The sequence below is a fragment of the Microbacterium cucumeris genome (assembly GCF_058349845.2).
Window position 1 is genome coordinate 56,648 of record NZ_JBYRIZ020000003.1, and the last position, 22,894, is coordinate 79,541.

At 68.9% G+C, this 22,894-nt stretch carries 20 protein-coding genes; 11 read left to right on the forward strand and 9 right to left on the reverse strand.

Annotated elements, in window-relative coordinates; all coding sequences use genetic code 11:
• Positions 1 to 7: 7 nt before the first annotated feature.
• The 3 genes from AC3RXZ_RS09405 to AC3RXZ_RS09415 are packed head-to-tail and all read right to left on the reverse strand — an operon-like array spanning position 8 to position 3,179.
• Positions 8 to 1,072: a Gfo/Idh/MocA family protein gene (locus AC3RXZ_RS09405; protein ID WP_491493847.1), complete on the reverse strand. Its 1,065-nt coding sequence runs from the start codon at positions 1,070 to 1,072 to the stop codon at positions 8 to 10.
• The gene (locus AC3RXZ_RS09410; protein WP_243229096.1) at positions 1,069 to 2,025 is read right to left on the reverse strand and encodes an MBL fold metallo-hydrolase; all 957 of its coding nucleotides are present in this window, start codon (positions 2,023 to 2,025) and stop codon (positions 1,069 to 1,071) included. The genes AC3RXZ_RS09405 and AC3RXZ_RS09410 overlap by 4 nt, the downstream gene beginning before the upstream one ends.
• Positions 2,025 to 3,179: a mandelate racemase/muconate lactonizing enzyme family protein gene (locus AC3RXZ_RS09415; protein WP_243229095.1), complete on the reverse strand. Its 1,155-nt coding sequence runs from the start codon at positions 3,177 to 3,179 to the stop codon at positions 2,025 to 2,027. The genes AC3RXZ_RS09410 and AC3RXZ_RS09415 overlap by 1 nt, the downstream gene beginning before the upstream one ends.
• 110 nt (positions 3,180 to 3,289) lie before the next feature.
• Between AC3RXZ_RS09415 and AC3RXZ_RS09420 the strand changes: the two genes are divergently transcribed.
• The 7 genes from AC3RXZ_RS09420 (at position 3,290) to AC3RXZ_RS09450 (ending at position 11,606) form a co-directional block, all read left to right on the forward strand.
• Positions 3,290 to 4,039 carry a FadR/GntR family transcriptional regulator gene (locus AC3RXZ_RS09420; protein ID WP_491493848.1) on the forward strand — a complete coding sequence of 250 codons (750 nt, stop codon included), beginning with the start codon at positions 3,290 to 3,292 and terminating at the stop codon, positions 4,037 to 4,039.
• A gap of 174 nt (positions 4,040 to 4,213) precedes the next feature.
• The gene (locus tag AC3RXZ_RS09425) at positions 4,214 to 5,476 is read left to right on the forward strand and encodes an ABC transporter substrate-binding protein (protein WP_243229091.1); all 1,263 of its coding nucleotides are present in this window, start codon (positions 4,214 to 4,216) and stop codon (positions 5,474 to 5,476) included.
• 4 nt (positions 5,477 to 5,480) lie between these two features.
• The gene (locus AC3RXZ_RS09430) at positions 5,481 to 6,437 is read left to right on the forward strand and encodes a carbohydrate ABC transporter permease (protein WP_491493849.1); all 957 of its coding nucleotides are present in this window, start codon (positions 5,481 to 5,483) and stop codon (positions 6,435 to 6,437) included.
• Positions 6,437 to 7,264 carry a carbohydrate ABC transporter permease gene (locus AC3RXZ_RS09435; protein ID WP_491493850.1) on the forward strand — a complete coding sequence of 276 codons (828 nt, stop codon included), beginning with the start codon at positions 6,437 to 6,439 and terminating at the stop codon, positions 7,262 to 7,264. The genes AC3RXZ_RS09430 and AC3RXZ_RS09435 overlap by 1 nt, the downstream gene beginning before the upstream one ends.
• A gap of 3 nt (positions 7,265 to 7,267) precedes the next feature.
• Positions 7,268 to 9,412: a right-handed parallel beta-helix repeat-containing protein gene (locus tag AC3RXZ_RS09440; RefSeq protein WP_491493851.1), complete on the forward strand. Its 2,145-nt coding sequence runs from the start codon at positions 7,268 to 7,270 to the stop codon at positions 9,410 to 9,412.
• Between the two features lie 55 nt (positions 9,413 to 9,467).
• The gene (locus tag AC3RXZ_RS09445) at positions 9,468 to 11,024 is read left to right on the forward strand and encodes an Rv2578c family radical SAM protein (RefSeq protein ID WP_491493852.1); all 1,557 of its coding nucleotides are present in this window, start codon (positions 9,468 to 9,470) and stop codon (positions 11,022 to 11,024) included.
• A gap of 42 nt (positions 11,025 to 11,066) precedes the next feature.
• Positions 11,067 to 11,606 (forward strand): YaeQ family protein, encoded by a 540-nt coding sequence (locus AC3RXZ_RS09450; protein WP_491493853.1) that lies wholly within the window; start codon positions 11,067 to 11,069, stop codon positions 11,604 to 11,606.
• An 82-nt stretch (positions 11,607 to 11,688) separates the two neighbouring features.
• On the opposite strand, the gene AC3RXZ_RS09455 is transcribed toward AC3RXZ_RS09450, so the two are convergent.
• On the reverse strand, positions 11,689 to 13,809 hold the full coding sequence (locus tag AC3RXZ_RS09455) for a DEAD/DEAH box helicase (RefSeq protein WP_491493854.1): 2,121 nt from the start codon (positions 13,807 to 13,809) through the stop codon (positions 11,689 to 11,691).
• Positions 13,810 to 14,044: 235 nt separating this feature from the next.
• Here AC3RXZ_RS09455 and AC3RXZ_RS09460 point away from each other — a divergent pair, with 235 nt between their 5' ends.
• The gene (locus tag AC3RXZ_RS09460) at positions 14,045 to 14,941 is read left to right on the forward strand and encodes an aldose 1-epimerase family protein (protein WP_491493855.1); all 897 of its coding nucleotides are present in this window, start codon (positions 14,045 to 14,047) and stop codon (positions 14,939 to 14,941) included.
• Positions 14,942 to 15,066: 125 nt separating this feature from the next.
• On the opposite strand, the gene AC3RXZ_RS09465 is transcribed toward AC3RXZ_RS09460, so the two are convergent.
• The 4 genes from AC3RXZ_RS09465 to AC3RXZ_RS09480 form a co-directional block, all read right to left on the reverse strand.
• Positions 15,067 to 18,591: an efflux RND transporter permease subunit gene (locus AC3RXZ_RS09465; protein ID WP_491493856.1), complete on the reverse strand. Its 3,525-nt coding sequence runs from the start codon at positions 18,589 to 18,591 to the stop codon at positions 15,067 to 15,069.
• 84 nt (positions 18,592 to 18,675) lie between these two features.
• Positions 18,676 to 19,056: a fluoride efflux transporter FluC gene (locus tag AC3RXZ_RS09470; RefSeq protein ID WP_491493857.1), complete on the reverse strand. Its 381-nt coding sequence runs from the start codon at positions 19,054 to 19,056 to the stop codon at positions 18,676 to 18,678.
• Complete coding sequence (locus AC3RXZ_RS09475; protein WP_491493858.1) at positions 19,053 to 19,424, reverse strand: fluoride efflux transporter FluC; 372 nt, start codon at positions 19,422 to 19,424, stop codon at positions 19,053 to 19,055. The genes AC3RXZ_RS09470 and AC3RXZ_RS09475 overlap by 4 nt, the downstream gene beginning before the upstream one ends.
• Positions 19,425 to 19,514: 90 nt before the next feature.
• On the reverse strand, positions 19,515 to 20,294 hold the full coding sequence (locus tag AC3RXZ_RS09480; protein ID WP_491493859.1) for a MerR family transcriptional regulator: 780 nt from the start codon (positions 20,292 to 20,294) through the stop codon (positions 19,515 to 19,517).
• A 157-nt stretch (positions 20,295 to 20,451) separates the two neighbouring features.
• Between AC3RXZ_RS09480 and AC3RXZ_RS09485 the strand changes: the two genes are divergently transcribed.
• Both AC3RXZ_RS09485 and AC3RXZ_RS09490 read left to right on the forward strand, forming a co-directional pair.
• Positions 20,452 to 21,291: a DUF4097 family beta strand repeat-containing protein gene (locus AC3RXZ_RS09485; protein WP_243229072.1), complete on the forward strand. Its 840-nt coding sequence runs from the start codon at positions 20,452 to 20,454 to the stop codon at positions 21,289 to 21,291.
• Positions 21,288 to 21,908 carry a PadR family transcriptional regulator gene (locus AC3RXZ_RS09490; protein WP_243229070.1) on the forward strand — a complete coding sequence of 207 codons (621 nt, stop codon included), beginning with the start codon at positions 21,288 to 21,290 and terminating at the stop codon, positions 21,906 to 21,908. The genes AC3RXZ_RS09485 and AC3RXZ_RS09490 overlap by 4 nt, the downstream gene beginning before the upstream one ends.
• Before the next feature lie 41 nt (positions 21,909 to 21,949).
• Here the strand turns inward: AC3RXZ_RS09490 and AC3RXZ_RS09495 are convergent, their stop codons facing one another.
• On the reverse strand, positions 21,950 to 22,492 hold the full coding sequence (locus AC3RXZ_RS09495; RefSeq protein WP_243229068.1) for a universal stress protein: 543 nt from the start codon (positions 22,490 to 22,492) through the stop codon (positions 21,950 to 21,952).
• A 147-nt stretch (positions 22,493 to 22,639) separates the two neighbouring features.
• On the opposite strand from AC3RXZ_RS09495, the gene AC3RXZ_RS09500 reads away from it, so the two are divergent.
• On the forward strand, positions 22,640 to 22,831 hold the full coding sequence (locus AC3RXZ_RS09500; protein ID WP_243229067.1) for a DUF3073 domain-containing protein: 192 nt from the start codon (positions 22,640 to 22,642) through the stop codon (positions 22,829 to 22,831).
• The last annotated feature ends 63 nt before the right edge of the window (positions 22,832 to 22,894 follow it).

The following is a 22,894-nucleotide window of genomic DNA, read 5'->3' on the forward strand; positions in this document are numbered from 1 at the left end:
CGGTTGTTCAGACGGGAGTGTCCACGCCGCCCGCCGCGGACGAGCGCAGCAGGGCGTCGATGAGTTCGACGGAGCGCGCGCCGACCGCGGCGTCGGAGTTGTTCTCGCTGTGCGTCCCGGTGATGAGCTCGATGAATCGCGCGGGCGGGACCAGGCACTCGTACTCGCCCTCGTCCGGAGCGATCGCGAGGTCCTCGCGATGCCCGTCGTAGCGGCTCAGCGTCACACGCTCCCTCTCCACGTCGATCATGAGAACGCCGTCGGTGCCGAACAGCCGGATGTCGACCTGATACTTGTCGCCGTCGGCGAGGGTCGCGGCGCCGGACAGGGAACCGAGAGCGCCGTTCTCGAACCGGATGACCCCCGCGTCGAACAGGTCGACCGGGGCGCCGGCGGCGATCACCCGGCCGGCGACGGATGCCGCGCGCAGGCCCGTCAGCCAGAACAGCAGCGCCGAGGAATGGGTGATCTGCCCGTGGGCATATCCGCCGCCGTGCTCCGGGCTCGACCAGGTCGTCGGATCCGGTGCGGTGTCGGAGTTCCAGCGCTCGAGCATGTGGGTCGGGTCGGAGCCGAACAGTCCGCGCGTCGGCGAGGCCATATGACACAGTGCGTACTGGATCTCGCCGATGGCGCCGGCCTCCAGCATCCGCTTGGCCGCGACGGTGAACGGCTTGTAGTTCCAGCCGTACGGGACCAGGAACACCGTGCCGGCCTGTTCCGCGCGGGCGACGAGATCCCAGGCCTCGTCCGCTCGCAGGGTCATCGGCTTCTCGCACAGCACGTGCAGCCCGCGCTCCAGCGCCCGCGCGGCGAGCGGATGGTGGAGGTCGTGCGGCGTGGAGATGACGACGGCGTCGATGTCGGCTGCCAGCAGCTCCTCGGCGTCCTCGGTGGCGAAATCGAAGCCGAACTGCGTCCGCACCCCTTCCACGCCGGGGCCACGGCCGCAGACGCCGACGAGCTCGACGTCCTCCCGAGCGGCGAAGATCGGGAAGTGGTTGCTCGTCGCCCACCAGCCGGCGCCGATCGCGCCGAGCCGCACGGGGCGCGAGGTGATCGTGGTCGTCATGCGCTGCGCCTCCAGGTCCGGATGCCGTCGCGTTCGCCCTCGAGGACGAGACCGCGCTCGACGAGTCGCTCCAGATTGCCGGTCATGGGGAAGATGAGGTACTCGGCAGCGGGCTCCGGCCACGGGCCGAGGTCCGGAGCCGCGCGATGGATGAGCTCGAGAGAGGTGAGCTCCTCCCCATCGGCGAGCACGTCGGCGATCACGCGGTCGATGCGCTCGGTGTACGCGAGCGACCGGCCGAGGAACGCCGCGACGGCGGCGCCTTCGTAGACCGGGTAGTGCGCGGTGAGCAGGAGGTCGGCGTCGAGCTCCTGGAGACGCCGGATGGTGTCGACGTAGGCGACGGTGTCCCGGTAGGTCGGAGGGAACGCCGGGTTCCCGTCGGCGGTGGGGACGGTCTCTCCGAGCACGGCGTCCGAGATGAGCAGCGTGCGGTTCGCGCCATCCCACAGGGCGAGGTGCCCCGGGGAGTGCCCCGGGACGGAGAGGACCTCGATCGTTCGGTCGCCGAGGTCGATGCGCTCACCGCCGTCGAGCGCGCGCTCCACGGCGACCAGCCCGGTGGAGCGTCGGACCTCCGCGGTCGTCTCCGGCGGGTCGTCGAACCGGTCCTTCGCGGCGAACTCGCCGTAGCGGCCCGTGATCAGGAGTTCGATGTCCTCGGTCATCGGCACATCGGCGCGCCCGGCGAGGAACTCGGCGTCGGGCGCTGCGGCCTTCAGCGCGGCGTTCCCGCCCGTGTGATCGAAGTCGCAGTGCGAACTGATCACCCAGCGCAACCGGTTCCGGTCGAATCCGATCCCGTCGAGATATGGCAGCAGAGTCCCGGTCACGGACTCCGCGACGCCGGTGTCGAACAGCAGACCGCCTTCCGGACCCGTGAGCAGGTACATGGCGATGAAACGCTCGCCCAGGGGCGCCTGGATGCGGTGGATGCCGGGACGGATCTGCATCATTCCCCCCAGGTCCCGGTGTCGACCAGGCGCAGGCCTGCGCGCGGCGAACGCACGTGCGGCCCGGCCGGCTCCTGCCAGTCCCCGGAGCGCCGGGCCGATTCGATGGCGCGCTCGTCGACCTGGATCCCGACGCCGGGGAGATCGCCGAGGACGACGCCTCCGTCGGCGAACTCCTGGTCCAGCGTGAGCCCCAGGGGGGAACCCAGGTCCTGGACCTCCGCGGAGAGGTGGTTGGGCACGGCCGCCGCGGCGGCGGTGACGGCGTGGTTGGCGGTGAGGCCGACGGGGCTGACGGGCAGATCCCTGCTGTGCGCGGCGATGGCGACGCGCAGGAAGTGCGTGATGCCCCACACGGCGCCGGCCTGGACGATGTCCGCGCCTCCGGCGTCCAGCAGCGGGCGGTACTGTTCGAGTCCCGTCAGGTTCTCCCCCGTCGCGATGGACGCCTTGACCGCACCGCTCAGTCGGGCGTGCCCCGGCGCGTCCCATCGACGCAGCGGCTCCTCGATCCACGTCAGATCGATGTGCTCCTCGAGGGCGCTGACGTACCGCACCGCCTGCTTCAGGTTCCACGACTCGTTCGCGTCGAGCATCAGAGCCGGCGACGAGCCGGGTCCCGAGAGGATCTCGGTGAGGATGCCGAAGCGCCGCAGGTCGGCTTCGAGATTGCGTCCGCCCTTGAGCTTGGCCGCGGTGAACCCTCGCTCGGCGAAGCCGCGGTACTGCGCCGCGAGCTCGTCGTCGGTGAGCGCGGCATCCAGGGCTGACGCGTACCCGGGGACGAACCGGTCGCCGGCGCCGAGGACGCGCCACAAGGGCTCGCCGATCAGCTTGGCCTTGATGTCCCACAGCGCCGTGTCGAGGGCTCCGATGCCCCCGAAGGTCGCGCCGCCATGCGAGGACTTGAAGACCCGCGCCAGCATGGCGTCGTAGAGGGTCGCGACGGCTCGCGGATCCTGCCCCTCCAGGGCAGGGAACAGGCGCTCGAGGTCGGCGTGCGATCCCATGCCGACTCCCTCGACGCCCTCATCCGTCTCCAGGATCACGATCGGGACGTCGGTGACGCCCGACGCGATGTAGCCGTTGACGTCGCCGACGGGCCGCCCCCAGTCGTGGACGGTGCGCAATGTGCGAAAGCCGGTGATCTTCATGTCGCCCTTGAGTGTGAGATCGAAGAAGTGCTAAACACCATACATCATATGTCTGCCGTTTGGCGAGTGTCTACGCGGCCGCACCCGAGGAGGTCAATAGAGTGGCACCCATGACCATGCCTGCAGAGCGCGACGCGTCAGGCCGCACGCGCACGCCGATCGATCGCATCGGCGTGACCGTCCTGAACGAACTCGTCCAGTCGATCGTCACCGGGGAGTTCGCCCCCGGCGACGCCCTGCCGCCGGAGAGCGTCATCAGCGTGCAGTTCGGAGTGAGCCGCACCGTCATCCGCGAGACGATGAAGCGCCTGCAGGAAAAGGGCATGGTCACCGTCGCCCAGGGACGAGGCACGCACGTCACGCCGTCGACGAGCTGGAACGTGCTCGATCCGCTGGTGCTGTCGACCATGATCCGCAACGACTCGACGCTCGGCGTCCTGGACGATCTCAGCGTGGTCCGCGGCGCCCTGGAGGCGGCAATGGCCGCCGCCGCCGCGAAGTCCGTCGACGACGAGGGACGCACTCGGTTGCGGGAGAGCCTGGAGGCGATGGCGGAGCGCGTGGAGGATTCGGTTGCGTTCCGCGAGGCGGATGTCCGGTTCCACCTCGCCGTCATGGAACTGTCCGAGAACGGGCTGGCCGAGAACATCTCACGGGTCCTGATCGCGCACGCCGTCGGAAGCGACCGCTTCACGGGACAGGACCCGGCGCACGCCTTCGAGCTGACCCTCGCGGAGCACGAGAAGATCGTCGAGGCGATCTCGGCCGGCGACCCCGAAGCCGCACGCGTCGCCATGAGCGAGCACATCCTCGGATCGTGGGAGCGTCGCCGCCTGCCCTCCGAACGCCACCCGGACTGAACCCGCCCACCGGCGCTCGCCGCCTTCGGACCCCCCGGTGTGCCGCCGAGGTCACGGTTGAACATCAGTCATGTGATGTTTGGTTGACGGAGTTCATAAGACGTAGTACGTTTCCTGTCAACTGACCTGCACCCTCAGGTCCCTGCAGCACCCATCAACGTTGAGAGGATCGCAATGAAGCGAAGGATCGCCATCCCCGCCATGGTCGGCGTGGCCGCACTCGCACTGACCGGATGCGGCGGCGCGTCGCCGACCGGATCGACCGGCGACGCCGGTACGGCCGACAAGCTCGTGGTCTGGAACTGGGGCGACGCCGACGAGGCGGCCGCGGCCTACACCGAAGACGTCAAGGCCGCTTTCGCGGAGGCTCACCCCGATGTCGAGGTCGAGATCGTCAATCAGCCGTTCGACCAGTACTACACGCTGCTCGGCAGCGCCGTCGAAGCGGGCACGGGCCCGGACGTGGCGCTGTTCAACGGTGGAACGCAGCTCAAGAGCCGCGCCTCGACTCTCGTCCCCGTCACCGACGAACTCGCCGATCTTGAGGACAAGCTGGCCGGCTGGCCGGCGTTCCAGGCCGACGGCGAGACCTACTCGGCCCCGATGTTCCTGCAGGGCTTCCCGATCTACTACAACAAGGCGCTCTTCACCGAGGCCGGCCTCGATGCGGACACTCCGCCCACGACGTGGGACGAGCTGACCGCGGCGTGCACGGCCATCCTCGAGAAGACCGACGCTTCGTGCTTCGCGCTCGGGAACAAGGAGGGTCTCGGCATCGAGTTCTTCCTGTCCGGGTTCGGATCCGGTGTCTTCACCCCCGAGGAGTACGACGCCTGGATCGACGGCGAGCGCGACTGGACCAGCGAGCACGCGACCCAGGTCCTGCAGATGTGGGCCGACTCCGCCGCCGACGGCTGGTACAACGACGGCGCCAACTCCACCGCGATGTTCAACGACTCCTTCGACCTGTTCTCCGGCGGCAGCGCCGGCATGGTCATCGGCCTCATGAGCGGCACCGCGCACTGGAAGCAGTTCGACGAGTTCCTCGGCGAAGACCTCGGCTTCATGATGCCGGTCACGGTCAACGACGGCACGGCACTGGCGCTGCCCGCGGAAGGCGGCATCGGCTACGGCATCCTGAACGAGGACAAGAAGGACCTCGGCGTCGACTGGATCAAGGCGACCGTCGACCACGACGCCCTGTCGAACTACTCGCTCGCGGGCGGCCAGATCACGTCCGACACGACGATCGAGCTCGACACGGACATCGCGTCGGCCAACGACATCGTCGCGGAGCTCCCGGGCAGCAAGCCGCTGCTTCACACCGCCCTCGAAGCCGAGACGCTCGACCTGCTGCACCGTCTCGGCCAGCAGCTGCTCGGCGGCGAGGTCACCGTCGAGGACGCGGCAGCCCAGCTGGCAGCGTCGGAGGGCTGATCCCTTGTCGATCGACACCACCTCGACCCGGAGCGTTGTCCTCAAGGACAAGGCTCCGGGCCGCGGGCGCGTCACCACGGACGTCCCGCTGCGCAAGAAGCCGTGGACGTCCGAGCGGATCGCGCCCTACCTCATGGTGCTGCCGGTCATCCTGATCCTCGCGATCTTCCGGGTCTATCCGCTGGTGCTGGGGATCAACTTCTCCTTCACCGGAGACAAGGAGCTCAACGGCCAGTTCATCGGCCTCGACAACTACATCGCCCTGCTCGGCGACGAGCGCTTCCAGGCCTCCGCGCGCAACGTCCTGGTCGTGCTGCTGTTCGTGCCGATCCAGGTCTTCGTCGCGGGGATCCTCGCGACCCTCGTCTTCCTGAAGGTCCCCGGCCACCGGTTCTACCGCAGCGTGTACTTCCTGCCGGTCGTGCTGTCCCCGATCATCATCGGCGCGATCTTCAACATCATCCTGGCCGCGAACGGCCCGCTCAACGCGGCTCTCGGCGTGGTGAACATCCCGGGCGTCGACTGGCTCGGCCTGCCGTCGACGGCCCTGCCGACGGTGCTCGTCGTCCACATCTGGGCCACGTTCGGCATGGCGTTCACGATCTTCCTCGCCGGCTTCGCGACCCTGGACGCCGAGCTTCTGGATGCCGCGAAGATCGACGGGGCGAGCATGTGGCAGCAGGTCGTGCACGTCATCATCCCCGGACTCAGCCAGACGATCCAGTTCGTGTTCGTCACGACGACGATCGGCATGCTGACGGGCCTGTTCGGCCTGCTGTACACGATGACCGCCGGTGGCCCCGGGACCGCGAGCTACCTGCCCGAGTTCCTCATCTGGAAGCTCAACGGCGAGGCGCGTCCCGCCCTGGCGTCCGCCGCCTCCGTCTTCCTGCTGCTGATCGTGCTCGTCATCGGCCTGATCCAGATCCGCGTGCTCCGCCGCGCCACGAAGGAGTCCTGATGCGCAGGGAACGCGCCGCCCGGTGGGCGCTCGCCGTGCCGATGATGCTGCTGGCCATCGCGACCATCTATCCGATGGTCTTCGGCCTGAACGTGTCGCTGAAGACGCGCAAGGACTATGTCCTCGACCGACTCGGCATCACGCAGACTTTCAACGTCCAGAACTACATCGACGCCTGGGTGAATGCGGACATGGGCCGCTACTTCCTGAACACGATCATCGTGACCGTGGCGTCCGTTGTCCTTCTGCTCGTGCTCGCGTCGATGTGCGGCTACGCCCTGAGCCACCTCACCTTCCGCGGCAGCAAGCTGGCCTTCCTCATCATCCTCGCGATGATGATGATCCCGTTCCAGGTCATCATGGTGCCGACGATCAAGGTGCTCAGCGACATGGGTCTGATCAACACGTTCCCGGGCCTGATCATCGCCTACGTCGCCCAGTTCCTGCCGTTCACGGTGTACTTCATGACGGCGTACTACTCCGGCATCCCGAAGGAGCTGACCGAGGCCGCCCGCGTCGACGGGAACGGCCTGTTCGGAGTCTGGTGGCGGATCATGGTCCCGGTGGGCAAGCCCGCCCTGATCTCGATGGGCATCCTCAACTCCCTGTTCGTGTGGAACGACATCCTCATCGCGCTGCTCATCATGCAGTCGCCCCAGAACCGGACGGTGATGGTCGGGGTCAGTGCTCTGCGCGGCCAGTACCCGGACAACGTGCCGACGTACATCGCCGGTGTGCTGCTCGCCGTGCTGCCGATCATCGTCGTCTACCTGATCTTCCAGCGTCAGATCACCGCCGGCGTGACCGCGGGCGCCACGAAGGGCTGAGCGATGAGCACGGACAGGATCGAGGTGCATGTCGCGCCCGACGGCTCACCGTACGCCGACGGGTCGCGCGGTTACCCCGCGAACGACCTCGAGCACGGGCTGCGCCTGGTGCGTGCGCGTCGGGAGCCGGGACAGCGCGCGGTCATCTGGATGAGCGGCGGCGAGTATCCCCACGCCGAGCCCGTCGTGTTCACGGGCGGTGACTCCTTCACGTCCGTCGTGGCGCGGGACGCCGACGACCCGCCGCTGCTGCGGGGATCGGTCCGCATCAGCGGGTGGCGGCCCGTCAGCGTGAACGGCGTGCAGGCCTGGGCCGCGCCGGCTCCTCGCACCGGGGGACGCCGCCTGTACGTCGGGGGCGTCGCCGCACCACGCCCTCGCTTTCCGCGCGATGGGTTCCTGCGCGTCGAGGAACAGGACGGACTCGATCCGGCCGGAAGCTTCGTCGGCACTCTTTTCGACGGCGCCGCGTCGTTCCGCTACGTCGACGGCGACATCCCCGAGCTGGCACAGCCCGAGGCCGTGGAGGTCGTGGTGCCCCATTACTGGGTCCAGGAGCGCATGCCGATCACCGCGATCGACCGCGAGACGCGCACCGTCACGAGTTCGCTGCGCAGCATCTTCGCGCTCCGGGACGACGCGGCGGCCCTGTTCGCCCGGTACTACCTGGACAACGTCGCGGAGAGCTTCGGCGAGGTTCCGGGCGAGTGGTACCTGGACGCCACCGGTGCACTCGCCGGGGCGAGCGGGCCGCACGTGCTCTACCTGCCGCTCGAGGGTCAGGACATGACCGACCTCGATGTGCGGATGCCGGTGACCGACGCGTTCGTCGAGCTCGCCGGGACCGCACAGGATCCCGTGCGGGAGGTGCGGTTCGAGGGCATCCGCTTCGCCGAGGCGGATTTCGCGTCCGTGCCGCCGGCCATGCCGCCGTTCGGCGTGCGAGAAGACCCGCAACTGCCGGCCGACGGTCGGTATGCGGCCGATGTTCAGGCCGCGAGCACCGTGCCGGCGGCTCTGCGGTTCACGCATGCGCGCTCCTGTGCGCTCATCGGCGGGGCAGTCGAACGCGTCGGCGGATACGCTCTCAGCCTCGGGGCGGGATCCCGCGGCACCCTCGTGAGCGGAGTCCGCTTCACCGATCTCGGCGCGGGCGCCGTGCGATCCGGCGGAGGGATCGATGCCCTCGGCCCGGACTACAACCAGGCGAACGAGGTCTCGGACTGCCTCATCGAGCGCGGCGGTCAGGTGTACCCGAACACGGTCGCCGTCCTGTTCCAGCACGGCTCCCACAACGTGATCGCGCACAACGAGATCCGCGACTTCTTCTATTCCGGCATCTCCGTCGGGTGGATGTGGGACTACCTGCACAGTCCATCCGAAGGCAACCGCATCGAGGGCAATCACATCCACGACCTCGGCAAGGGGCTGCTCAACGACATGGGCGGCGTCTACCTGCTCGGCATCGCGCCGGGAACGGTCGTTCGCGGAAACCATATCCACGATGTCGAATGCGCGAACTACGGCGGCTGGGGGATCTACCTCGATGAGGGTTCGTCGCACGTGGTGATCGAGCAGAACGTCGTCCACGACGTCTCGAGCCAGTCATACCACCAGCACTACGGCCGTGAGGTGATGATCCGCGACAACATCTGGGCGTACGGCCGGAGCGGGCAGGTGTCCATCACACGCCCCGAGGAGCACGTGTCCTTCACCTTCCACCGCAACATCGTCGTGAGCGAGGGCATGCCCGCCTTCGTCGGCTATCCGGATCATCGCGACATCAGGAACTTCGGGATCGACAGCGACCTGAACCTGTTCTGGGATGCGACGCCGATACCGGGCGCGGAGCGCGCGGCGAACGCCGCGCGCGAGACCCGGGCGGACGGCTCCGTCGGTTTCGAGATCGTCGAGCCGCTGGATGACGAGTGGGCGCGACTCGGCCACGATCGTCATTCGGTGACGGCCGATCCGCTGTTCGTGGACGCCGAGTCCCGCGACCTCCGCGTGCGACCCGGTTCCCCCGTCGACGGGCTGGGCATCCGGGTCCCCGATGTCTCGACGGCCGGGCCCCGACCGACGCGCGAGCGACGACACCCGCTGGCCGCGCCGACGCGGCCCGACCCGTTCCTCCCCACGCAGGGATAGAACTCTTCTTCGAAGACGACTTGACATCACATCGGCCTTTTGTTCGAATGAAGGCATGCGATGGCAGGGGCAGACGATCGACGAAGTGGACGACTCCGCTCTGCCGGGACTCGAGAACCGCAGCGGCATCGTCCGGTCCGTGACGACCCCCGAGTTCGCAGGCATGACCTTCCACGAGGTGCTCGCGAAGTCCGCGCTGAACAAGGTGCCGGGTCCGTCGCGCATGCCCTTCTCATGGACGATCAACCCGTACCGCGGATGCAGTCATGCGTGCGTGTACTGCCTTTCTCCGGACACCTTGATCCTGTGCGCCGACGGAAGGCAGCGTCCCCTGAGCGAACTCGAGATCGGGGACGAGATTTTCGGCACGGTCGTGCAAGGCATGTACCGCCGATATGTCCGCACGATCGTCAAGGCGAAATGGCACACACGGAAGACCGCGTATCGCGTCAACCTGGCTGACGGTACGCAGATCGTCGCGAGCGGGGATCACCGCTTCCTCACGGATCGAGGCTGGAAGCACGTGACGAGTGGTGAAACCGGACAGCGTCCTCATCTGACGACGAACAATCGACTGCTCGGATTCGGCACTGGCCCCATCTTGGCGCTCGATACAGGGACCGCGGGAGAGCTCTCGATCGAGAACACGGCGGTCAAGACGGCTTCGGACCTGCGTGTGGTGAGCATCACCCCGCTCGAAGGCGAACGCGACCTGATCGACATCACGACAGGCACGGGTGACTTCATCGCAAACGGAGTGATCAGCCACAACTGCTTCGCCCGCGGCACACACCAGTACCTCGATCTCGACGGCGGCTCGGACTTCGATACGCAGATCGTCGTCAAGACCAATGTCGTCGAGGTGCTCCGACGCGAGCTGCGCCGGGGCAGCTGGCAGCACGAGACCGTGGCCCTGGGGACCAACACCGACCCGTACCAGCGGGCTGAGGGGCGGTACCGTCTGATGCCCGGCATCATCGAGGCGCTGGCCGAGTCGGGGACTCCGATGTCTCTCCTCACGAAGGGGACGCTCGTGCGCCGCGACATCCCGCTCCTGGTCGATGCGTCCGCACGCGTGCCCGTCGACATCCAGATGTCCATCGCGATGTACGACGACGACCTGCAGAAGAGGATCGAACCCGGAACCCCTTCGACGCAGGCGCGCCTGGACACGGTCCGGGCGCTCACGGATGCCGGTTTCCGCGTGACGGTCTTCCTCATGCCGATCATGCCGCACATGACGGACTCGGTCGCCGCCATCGACGCCGCACTGGCGCGCATCAGGGAATCCGGTGCGGCGCGCGTCATCTACGGCGCCCTGCACCTGCGCCCCGGGGTGAAGCCGTGGTTCATGCAGTGGCTCGGCGAGCACCGACCCGACCTCGTCTCGTCCTACCGCGGGCTCTACCCCGGAGTCTCCGCCGAGGCGCCCAAGGCGTACCGGCAATGGCTCGCGAAGCGCATCCGGCCGCTCATCCGGATGCATCGACTCGACGGACGCGACGAGGACGATCTGTATGCCGCGAGCCCGCGCGGCACGCGCGCCCTTCCACCTCGGCCGGGAGCACCGGCGCCCCCGGCGTCCGCTCCGGCGCAGCCGATGCTCTTCTGACGTGCACATCGCACGAACCGGCGACGCGTAGGCTCGAGAGCTATGGCGATCGGCGCGATGATCCACACCTTCACCGTCCAGTTGGCGGACATGGACCGCGGGGTGTACGACGATCTGACGCTCCGGGTGGCGAAGCATCCCTCCGAGACGGACGCCTACATGCTGACGCGCGTCCTCGCCTACTGCCTGGAGTTCACCGACGGCATCGCGTTCAGCGAGGGCCTCTCCTCCACCGACGAGCCCGCGATCGTCGTGCGCGATCTCACCGGCAGCATCACGGCGTGGATCGAGATCGGCGCCCCGGACGCCGAGCGCATGCACTTCGGCAGCCGCGCGGCCTCCCGCACCGTCGTCTACACGCACCGCGATCCGGTCAAGGTCGTCGCCGCTTGGGAGGGCAAGCGCATCCACGACGCCGACGCGGTCCGCGTGTACGGCTTCGATCCCGGATTCATCGACGCCGGCACGCGCGTACTCGAACGGCGAAACGCCGCCACGCTCACCGTCACCGAGGCGCAGCTCTACCTCGACCTCAACGGCACGCCTCTGGAGTCGACGCTGCACGCGCACCGGATCGTCTGACCGCACGCGCGAGACTTGGGCTGCGGCGTGAGACTTGGCCCAATCAGCCAAGTCTCACGCCGCAAAGGACGTCTCGCGAGTGTCAGGCGGTCAGATCCGCCGCGGTCGGCACGCGACCGGCGATCTCCTCGATGACCTCGTCGCCGACGCGCGCCTGCTCGAACGGCGCGTCGATCTCGGCGCGGTCCAGGAGCTCGGACATCCGGCGCTGACGCTGGCGGGTGATGAGCGTCACGACGCGACCCGACCGGCCGGCGCGGCCGGTGCGGCCGCTGCGGTGCAGGTAGGTCTTGTACTCGTCCGGAGCATCGGCCTGGACGACCAGATCGATGTCATCGACGTGGATGCCGCGGGCCGCGACGTCCGTGGCGACGAGCACCTGCACCTTGCCCGAGGTGAGCCGAGCGAGGTTGCGCGTACGCTTCGCCTGGTTCAGGTCGCCGTGCAGCGAGACGGCCGGGATCCCGGCATCCTCGAACTGCTCGGCGAGCATCTCGGCGTACGCCCGGGTGCGCGCGAAGACGAGCGTCTGACCGTCGCGATCGACGAGCGAAGCGAGGATCTCGGCCTTGTCGCGGTGGTCGATCACGAGCACGCGGTGCTCGATCGTGCCGGTGTCCTGGTTCTCGCCGGCGACCTCGAAGACGGCAGGGTCCACGAGGAACTCGTCGACGAGCGCGGCGACCTCACGGTCGAGCGTCGCCGAGAACAGCAGCTTCTGGCTGCCGTCGGCGGTGCGGCGGAGGATCCGCTGCACCGGCTCGACGAACCCGAGCTCGCACATGTGGTCGGCCTCGTCGAGCACCGCGATGCGGCAGTCGGAGAGGTCGAGCTTGCCCTGGTTGATGAGGTCCTCGATGCGCCCGGGAGTGCCGATCACGATGTCGACGCCCTTCTTCAGCGCCCCGACCTGGCGGGCCTGCGGCACACCGCCGTAGATCTGAGTCGTGAAGAGTCCGACGCTGCGCGCGATCGGCTGGATGGTGCGGTCGATCTGCAGCGCCAGTTCGCGTGTCGGCGCGAGAATGATCGCCCGCGGGGCACGGCCGACCTCGCGCCGCTTGCCCTTCTGGGACGTGAGGATGCTCTCGACGAGCGGGGCGCCGAACGCGATCGTCTTCCCGGAGCCGGTGCGACCGCGCCCCAGGACGTCACGGCCTTCCAGCACCGCGGGGATGCTGGCCGCCTGGATCGGGAACGGCGTCTCCGCGCCCATGTTCGCCAGGGTCTCGACGATGTTCGAACCCAGCCCGAGGTCCGCGAACGTCACGTTCTCGACCTCGGTCGCCTGCACGGTCTTCGCCTCGAGCCGCTCGTGGACGACGTCCTCGGTGGGCTGGAAGGATGCCGCCGGCTTGGCGTTCCAGTCGTCGCGACCGGGACGGTGCTCACCGCGACGATCGTCGCGACGCGGGCGGTCCTCGCCGTAGCGCTTCGGGCGGTCCTCGTCGTAGCGCGAACGCTGCGGTGCGCGCTCGCGGCGCGGGCGGTCCTCGACGTCGCGACGCCGACGGGCGTCGTTCCGGTCGGACTCGTAGCGCGGGCGATCGCCGTAGCCGTCGCGGCGAGGCCGATCGCCGTCACGGCGCGAACGGTCCTGATCGCGGTCGCTGCCGTACCGCGGACGATCTCCCTCGTACCGCGGACGGTCTCCGCCGCGCGCGCCGTCGTAACGCGGGCGGTCGGGGTCGCGGCCTGCCCGCCCGGTGCCACGGTCGTCGCGGGCATCGCGCCGCGGTCGCTCGCCGTCGTAGCGCGAGCGATCCTGACCGCGATCCCCGCCGTACCGCGCACGGTCTGCGCCGCGGTCGCTGCTGTACCGCGGCCGGTCGGCGTCGAAACGACGGCCACCGCCGCCGGATCCTGCCCGCTCGCCCGTCGCCCGCTCCCCGCGGTGATGCGGAGCCTCCCGGCGTCCGCCCTCCGCGCGACCGCGGATCGAACGTGCCTCATCACGGCCGGCGCGCTCCTGCTCGGTCCAGCGACGCTTGGGAGCTCCGGACGCGGGCTCGGGCCGATAGCCGCGATGCTTCGGGCTCCGGCTCCCCGGTCCGGAGGGCCGGTAGGAGGAGCGCTCGTCCCCGGCATCCGAGCGCGAACCGCGCCCCTCGCCGTGGCGGTCGTGGAACGGGGTCTTCTTGGCGTAGCGCGGCTCGAAGTTCCGCGCGGGCCGGCCGCCCTTGGGCTTGTGGTTCTTGGGCATGGGTGTGTCCTTCAGTTCTCTGCACGAGAACAGCAGCCTGCGCGCACGCAGACGATACCCGGACATCCGTCGGCCGGGGCCATTCATGTGATGGTTCATGCGCGTCGATCGACGCTCACCATCGGCCCCTGGACTCACACTTCACACAAAAACGCCCGCGCCGCTGCGCGGCTGTCCGAAGCCGACCCCTCCAGAGTATCGCGCCCGGCTGAGAAGTCACCCGTACGATGTCGTGGTGACTTCTCTCTCCCCCACCGGCACTCAGATCCATCTGCAGCGGGGCGCGGTCACCGCGCAGATCGCGCAGGTCGGAGCATCCCTGCGATCCCTGACCGTCGGAGGCACCGGCCTCGTCCCGCCGTACCCTCTCGGGGAGCCGACGCCGGCGTGTTCGGGTGTCGTGCTCGCGCCGTGGCCGAACCGGGTCAGAGACGGCGTCTGGGACGACGACGGCACCGCCCGCCGACTCGCGATCACGGAGCCGAAGCTGGACAACGCCAGTCACGGACTGCTGCGCTTCACCGCGTACGAGGTCGTGCAGAACGGCTCGCAGGCATCGCTGCGCGCGACGATCGTGCCGCAGACCGGCTGGCCGTACGAGATCGGAACGACGGTCACGTACACGCTCACCGAGACCGGCATCGCGGTCGAGCACGTGCTGGAGAACCGTTCGGATGCCGCGGCCCCCGTCGCCCTGGGCACCCATCCGTTCGTGACGATCGACGACGTGGATCCGCGAGAGCTCGTGCTCACGGTCCCCGCACGGACGCAGTTCGAGGTGGACGACCGGATGCTCCCGACCGGGACGTCGCCGGCACCGGCGGAGCTGCGCGACGGCGTCCGCCTGGGTGACATCGTCCTCGACACCGGTTTCGCGGATCTCGCGAGGGACGCCGACGGGCGCGTGCGTCACACGCTCACTGCTCCCGACGGCCGTCGGGTCACGCTCTGGCAGGGCGACGGCTTCGACTACGTCCAGGTGTACACGACCACGTCCTACCCGGGGCAGCAGCTCGCCGTCGCGATCGAGCCGATGACGGCGCCAGCGGACGCGCTCAACAGCGGCCTCGGCATCCGCCGGCTGCTCCCCGGCGAGAGCTGGACCCTGCACTGGGGCATCGAACTGGGCTGACCGCGCCCGGCGCGGTCCCGTCGACGGCGGTCCGGGATCCGGACGATCGCGCGAGATCCGGATGCTCCGGCGCCGTTCGTCCGGATCTCGCGTTGTTCTCCGGGTCTCGGGAGCCGAGCAGGCGGTCAGCGCAGCGGGTTCGCCGGCGGGAGACCGGTGTGACGCTCCCGCAGCTCACGTCGGGTCCGCGCGTGTTCGCTCTGGTCGACGGACGCGGCCACGGCCGATGCCGCGGCGGCGGCAGCAGCGGCCGCGGCGGCAGCGGCGGAGGCGGCGGCAGCAGCGGCGACCGCGGACGTGTTCGAGGAGTGCTCCGGCTCGGCGTCATAGGCCGTCAGCCGATGCGCAGGAGAAGCCGACCGCTCCATGTCCGTCGACCGCGATGCCTCCGCCGGCTCTCCGACGCCCTGATGGCCGTCCGTCGCACGCTGTCCGGACGGCCCGGCAGGCGCCCCCTGCTCCGTAACCGGAGCTTCGGCGCCCGCGCCCACGAACGACCAGGCCCGTGCCGGGGCATCCGCCGCGGCACCGCTCTCGGGCGCGTCGGTCCGCGGACCGGATCCCGGCGCCGGGTCCGCGGGACCGCCGTCGCCGTCGCGTCCGGCGCGCTTCGCCGCCCGTCGCTCCTTCGCCCCCTCGACGAGGTTGTAGAGCGTGGGCAGCACGATGAGCGTCAGCACGGTGGACGACACCAGCCCGCCGATCACCACGATCGCGAGCGGCTGCGAGATGAACCCGCCGTGACCCGTGATGCCGAGAGCCATCGGAGTGAGGGCGAAGATCGTCGCGAGCGCCGTCATGAGGATCGGGCGCAGACGCTTCTCGCCACCCGCCATGACGGCGTCGTGCGCCGAGAGCCCCTTCTCGCGGTACTGGTTCACGAGGTCGACGAGCACGATGGCGTTCGTCACGACGATGCCGATGAGCATCAGCACGCCGATCAGCGAGGCGACGCCGAGCGGGATGCCGGTCACGATCTGCAGCAGGATCGCACCGGTCGCCGCGAACGGCACCGAGACCAGCAGCAGCAGCGGCTGGCGCAGCGACTTGAACGTCGCGACCATCACGACGTACACGATCAGGATCGCGGCCAGCATGGCCAGTCCGAGCTGCGAGAACGAGTCGGCCTGCTGCTCGGCGACGCCGCCGACCTCGGCATCCGCGCCATCGGGCAGATCGACGTCCTCGAGGGCTGCGGTCACCGACGCGGTCGCGACCGCGAGGTCGTCGGATGCCGGGGGCACCGTCACGGTGGCGGTGCGTCGCCCCTGTTCGGTCGTGATCGACGTGGGTCCCTCGCGTTCTTCCACGGTCGCGACGTCCTGCAGCTCGATCATGCCGGCGGGCGTCGGGATCGCCAGCTCGCGCAGCGCGGCCACGGTCGTGGGCGGCTCGGGGTCGGCCAGGTAGATCGTCAGCGCGGTGCCGTCCAGCTCGATGGACCCGATCTGCTGCGGTTGCATCGCACCGGACACGATGGATCCGACCGCGACCTCGCTGAGCCCGGCCTGGGCCGCGGCCTCACGGTCCACGACCACGGCGATGTACGGCAGCGAGGCGGCGAGGTTGTCCGTCACGGTTCCGATGCCGTCTCGTCCGTCGAGCTCGGAGGTGACGGCATCCGTCGCCTCCTGCAGCGCCTCGGCGCTCGGAGCCGTGATGTCCACCTCGATGTCCGTGCTGCCGAAACCGGCCGAAGCCGCCACGGTCACCTCGCCGACGTTCTCGAGATCGTCGACGGCGTCCTGCACGTCGGAGCGCAGCGCCTCCTGGTCGGCGTCGGGATCGGTCTGGATCGAATACGTGATCCCGGCGCTGCCGGAGAAGGCGTCGCGCAGCGAGGATCCGCTGGATCCGATCGAGACCTGCACCGTCTCGATGCCGTCGACATCCATCAGGGCGTCCTCGACCACGGCCGCGGCCTCGTCCTGCGCCTGCAGGCTCGCGGTCGGGCCCAGATCCTGGGTGACGGTCATCGTGTTCTGCCCCGAGTCGCTGAGGAAGTTGATCTTCATCAGCGGGGCGGCGGCGAGCGTGCCGGCCAGGACCACCACGGCGAGGAGCACCGTGATGCCGGAGTGCTTGAGCGTCCAGCTGAGGATCGGCCGGTACGCCTTCTGCAGAGGCGTCGGCGGCGCATCGGGGTGCTCGGGGTCGATCTCCTCGCCGTTCTCGTCGAGCAGCGGCTTGCCGGGACGGAGGAACCAGTACGCCAGCACGGGCACGATCGTCAGGGCGACGAGGAGGGACGCGGCCATCGCGATGGTCACCGTCATCGCGAACGGCCGGAAGAGCTCCCCGACCATGTCGCCGACGAACACGATCGGCAGGAACACGGCGACAGTGGTGATGGTGGATGCCGTGATGGCGCCGGCCACCTCGCGCACGGCGAGAACGATGGCGCTCATCTTGTCGGCGTCGCCGACGTAATGGCGTTTGATGTTCTCGATCACGACGATCGAGTCGTCGACCACGCGCCCGATCGCGATCGTCAGGGCGCCGAGGGTGAGGATGTTCAGGGTGTACCCGAACGCCTGCAGGCCGATGAAGGTGACCAGCACGCTGGTGGGGATCGAGATCGCCGTCACGAGCGTGGAGCGGACCGACAGGAGGAAGACGAGGATCACGATCACCGCGAAGGCGAGGCCGAGCAGTCCCTCGGTCGCGAGAGTCTCGATGGACTGCTGGATGAACGGCGCCTGATCGAACACGACCGTGAACTCGGCGTCCGGGAACGCGTCCGAGATCTCGTCCAGCGCGGCGATCACGCCCTGCGACACCTCGACGGTGTTGGCCGAGGGGAGCTTGGTGATCGAGATCGTGATGGCGTCCTCACCGTCGACCCGCGAGATCGAGGTCACCGGATCGGAGCCGAGGCCGACGGTCGCGACGTCGCCGATCGTGGCGTCGGATCCCACGAGCGGGAGCGCGGCGATCTCGTCGACCGTGGACAGCTTCGCGCCCGTCTGCACGGTCAGCGTCTCGTCGCCCTCGGTGATCTCGCCGCCCGGGAAGAGCACGCCGTTCTGCTCGAGGGCCGAGCTGATCGCCTGCGTGCTGAGCCCTCGCTCGGCGAGCGCGGCGTCATCCGGGGTGATCGTGACCCGCTGGCCGATGCCGCCGACGATCTCAGCGGCGTTCACGCCGTCGACGTCCTCGAGATCGGGGATCGCGACGTTCTCGAGATCGGCCTGAGCGGTCTGGGCGTCGTCGAATCCGGTGACGGCGATCTGGATCACAGGGAGGTCGTCGATCGAGACCGACAGCACCTGGGGTTCGACCTCGTCGGGCAGCTGCGAGGAGATCCGGTTGATCGCCTGCTGCATCTTCTGCTCTGCAGTCGCGAGGTTCTCGCCGTAGGCGAAGGTCGCCTGCACGATCGAGGCGTTCGTGGTGCTCGTCGCGGTCGTCGATTCGAGTCCCGGAACCCCCTGGATCGCGGTCTCGATCGGCGTGGAGACGTCGTTCTCGACGACCTCGGGCGAAGCGCCGGGGTAGCTGGTCATGACGATCAGCGCCGGCAGCTCGAGCGAGGGGATCAGCTCCTGCTTGAGGTTGTTCAGCGCGAGTCCGCCGAACACGGCTGCGACGATCGTGACGAGGGCGATGAGCGCGCGGTTGCGCAGACTGAGGACGGCGAGCTTCGACAAGGCGGCTGACTCTCGGTAGAAAAGCGCGACAGGGGTGCGGGCGTCAGTATTCCACAGCCGGCATGCAGCATCCTGTGAACCCGTTCACAGGATCAGGCCGATCCAGAGCCCGAGGATCGCGGCGAGCACGGATGCCCCGAACGTGCCGACCAGATGAAGCGCGGATGCCGCGCGGGCCCCGTCGCGCCAGAGGCCGATGCTGTCCAGCACGGCGGTGCTGAAGGTCGTGTATCCGCCGAGGAATCCGGCTCCGAAGACGAAGGCGGCGTCCGGGAGCAGTGCGGTCAGGACGCCCAGGGCGAACGACCCCGTGACGTTCACGACGAGGATCCCCCAGCCGAAGGCAGGTGCGGCGGACGGGCGGCCGCGGCGCAGCGCGGCCGTCACGCCGACGTCGACGAGGTAGCGCACGGCCGCGCCGAGTCCCCCGGCGCCCGCCGCCAGCGCGAACACGAGCGTGCTCACACCGGCCTCCGTGGCGCGCCCAGGCGGATGCCGGCGAGCGCGGCGAGGACACCGAGGACGAGCGTCAGCAGGACGTAGAGGGCTGCGAGCAGCGGTGCGGCCGTCCACAGCTGCACGGTTCCCACGGCGAAGGCGCTGTACGTGGTGAAGCCGCCGAGGACGCCGGTCCCCAGCAGGATCCGCAGATCGGCGGAGGCGGGGAGCCGCGCCGACAGGATGCCGATGAGGAACGCGCCGAGGATGTTCACCACAAGGGTGGAGATCGGGATGCCCGCGGCATCCGGGATCGCCAGGCCGATGGCGAGCCGCGCCGCCGTGCCCAGCGCACCTCCGAGCGCCACGAGCAGGGCGCGGCGCACATGGATCACGCTCGCCACTGTATCCGGCCGCTTCGGCCCGTCGGTGTCACCCTGTCCGCCGGAGATCGACGGACAGGGTGAACACGAATGAGGATCGGCCTACAGATTCGCCTCCGCGTAGATGCGGAGCGCGTCGCGGACGAACTCGGCGCCGGCGGTGCCGCCGTCGGAGGTGGCGTAGTTCGCGCCGAAGCGCGGGTCGGCCACGTACATCTCGCCGAGCCCGATCACGTAGCCCTTGACGTCGCCGTCGGGCCGTGCGGCCGGAGTCCCGGGGACGCCGGTCAGCCACTGCACGTGGCGTCTCGCGATAGCCTGCGCCTCGTCGGAGGCGGGATCGATGCCGCGCTCGGCGGCGGCGATCCAGTCGCGTCCGAGGTCGGACACGAGCTGCTGCCATTCGGCGCGCTCGGCGTCGGTCATCCCGCGCCACCAGCGGTCGCTGTCGGCGTAGGCCTTGGTTCCCCAGCGCTGCTCGACCTCTTCCTTGTACTGGGTGTGGTCGAAGCCGTCGAACATGTTCTCTGCCATGAGTTCTTCACCTCCTCTCAATGCGGCGATGGTGGATTCGACCGACGCGATCTGACGCGTCAGCCTCGTCTGCTCCTCGCGCAGGAGCGCGAGGTGGGTCTCGAGCGCGGATGCCTCGGCGCGCTCGCGGGAGAGCACCTCGGCGATCTGCGGCAGCCCGAGTCCGAGCTCGCGCAGCAGCAGGATCCGCTGCAGCCGGACGAGCGCCTGCTCGTCGTAGTGGCGGTAGCCGTTGTGCGCGATGCGGGTCGGCGGGAGCAGCCCGATGTCGTCGTAGTGACGCAGCGTCCTGCTCGTCGTGCCCGCGAGGCGGGCGATCTCCTGGATCGACCAGTCCCGTGTGGCCACGGCATCCTCCTTCCGTTCTCGATATCTCGACGATAGAAGTTGACGTTGCGTCAATGTCAACTCCGTTTCTGCCGGAGTTCTTGACAATCTCGAGATATATCGTGTTACCCTTCTGGCACGCGATATATCTCGATATCGCCGAACAGGAGAGACGAACATGACCGAGAAGTGGCTCATCGCCCCCGGCGACGAACGCGTCATCGACATCGCCCAGGCGTCCCGGCTCAAGGTCGGCCTCGTCGGCGGCCAGGTCGATGTCATCGCCCACGACGAACCCGGCATCCGCATCGAGGTGCACGGCGTCACGACCAAGGACCTGCGCATCGAATCCGATGGCACGCAGATCGAGATCGATCACCCCCAGCTCGGCTGGGACAACTTCCTCGAGGTCTTCCGCAACTTCGGGTCCGGCGGCCCCAAGGCCGAGGTCAGTGTCGCGGTCCCCCGCGGCATCGCCCTGACGCTCGGCGTCGTCAGCGCGGGTGCACTCGTGTCGGGCCTCGCGAACGACGCGAAGCTGAACACGGTGTCCGGCGACATCATCGTCGACACGCACACGGGCGACCTGTCGGTGAACTCGGTCTCCGGTGACGTGCAGATCCGCGAGCTGACCGGAGCCCTCAGCGCCAACAGCGTCTCGGGCGACGTCGCAGTGACCGGTTCCGTCCGCAAGGCCACCATCGACACCGTGTCCGGCGCGATGTGGGTGGATGCCGCGGGCAACGTCAACACGATCAACCTCAACACGGTGGCCGGCGACAGCACCATCCGTCTCGAGGAGACGCTGCCGGCGAACTACGTGATGCGCTCCATGAGCGGTCGCGTCCTGATCGACGGCATCGACCGCGGTTCGTCCGGCCCGACCAACTACACCGGATCGGCCGGAGAGCTGGCCGGCAGCTTCGTGGACATCCGCGCCAATTCCGTCTCCGGCGACATCACCGTGCTGCGCCAGCCCGTGCGCACCGTCGCCGACGACGCGGAGTGGGAAGCATGAGCCCCGCGGTCTTCTCCCACGGCGACCTGCGCCTGTATCTGCTGTCGCTGCTCGCGGAATCCCCGCAGCACGGGTACGGCATCATCCAGGCGTTGACCGACCGGACGGGAGGCACGTACACCCCGAGCGCCGGCACCATCTATCCCCGGCTCGCGAAGCTCGAGGAGGAGGGGCTGGTCACCAAGACCGTCGACGGCCGCACCACGATCTACGCGATCACGGACGCCGGCCGCGCCGAACTCGCCTCCCGCGAGGACGACCTGGCGGGCATCGAGAACGATCTCGCGGACTCCGTCCGCCTGATCGCCAACGAGGTGCGCCAGAGCGTCCAGGAGGCGATGAAGAGCCTGCGCGCGGATCTCGCCGCTGCGGCCAAGGACGAGCGTCAGGGCTCCAAGGACCGCTCGCGCTCCACCGGTCCCGATGACGTCCGCGTCACGAGCCGGGAACAGCTGCAGCGCGCGGATGCCGCGGTCAACGGCTTCCGCGGTCGCATCCGGGCGGACCTGCGCACGCACGTCGCCCGCGGCGGCGCGCTTCCGGCGACCGTCGTCGACGAGCTCGAGCGGGCCCTGGATGCCGCAGCCAAGGATGTGACCCGGGCCCTCGCGGAGTGAGGCGTCGCCCTCCCCGTGCGTCGCACGGGGAGGGCGCTCGTCTATTCGGTCCAGATCTCGGCCTGGTCGTCGGGAACCGGCTCCTCGAGCGGGACGACGAGGATCGAGCGGTGCTGGCGGTGCGCGAGACGCGCCGCCACGGATCCCGTGAAGAACTCCCGGATCGACTCGCCGATGCCGCGCTTGCGCGTGCCGATCACGATGAGCTGGGCGTCGAGCTTGCCGGCGAGCTGCTTGATCGCAAGAGCGGGGTCGCCGACGAGTTGGCGCGCCGTCCAGGTCAGCCCCGTCCCCTCGAGCGCCTTGGTCGCGGCCTCCTGGACGTGCTCGAACTCGGCTGCACCGGTCTCGATGTTCATGTCGATGGGAGCGGAATGCACGTAGCCGTCGGGGTCCTCGTACGTGACGAAGCGCGTGACGTCGACGTGGACGACCACCAGCGGCGCGCTCAGAAGAGTCGCGTAGCGGACGGCCTCCTGCAGCACGCGCGCGGGCTGATCCGGCTGGACGCCGACGATCACGGCCTTCTGCAACTCGCTGTTCTGGACGGCTTCCTCGGACGACGCGGAACCGGCATCTGACATGCGGATCGCCCCCTTCCCCTGGTCTCGATCGGCCAGTCGCTCTGGCCCTCGTGCTATCCTGAATGCTACTCTTACCGGCCGTCAGCCGGTGTCGTGAATGCGCGGGCCGCAGCTGCCCGCAGCTTAGATCGTGAGGGGGTCTCGCGCATGGGCCGTGGCCGTCAGAAGGCGAAGCACACAAAGATCGCCCGCGAACTCAAGGCGTACAGTCCGTCGGTGAACTACTCTGCGCTGGAGCGCGAGCTGGGTCATCCGAGCGACTCGGAGGACGACGCCTACGTCGACAAGTGGGCCGACCAGTACGCGGACGAAGACGAAGACGAGCTCGAAAGGGCTTGACGCCCGGGTTCGCTCATCGATGACCCCGTCGCACCGCGGCGGGGTCATCGTCATGCCCGGATG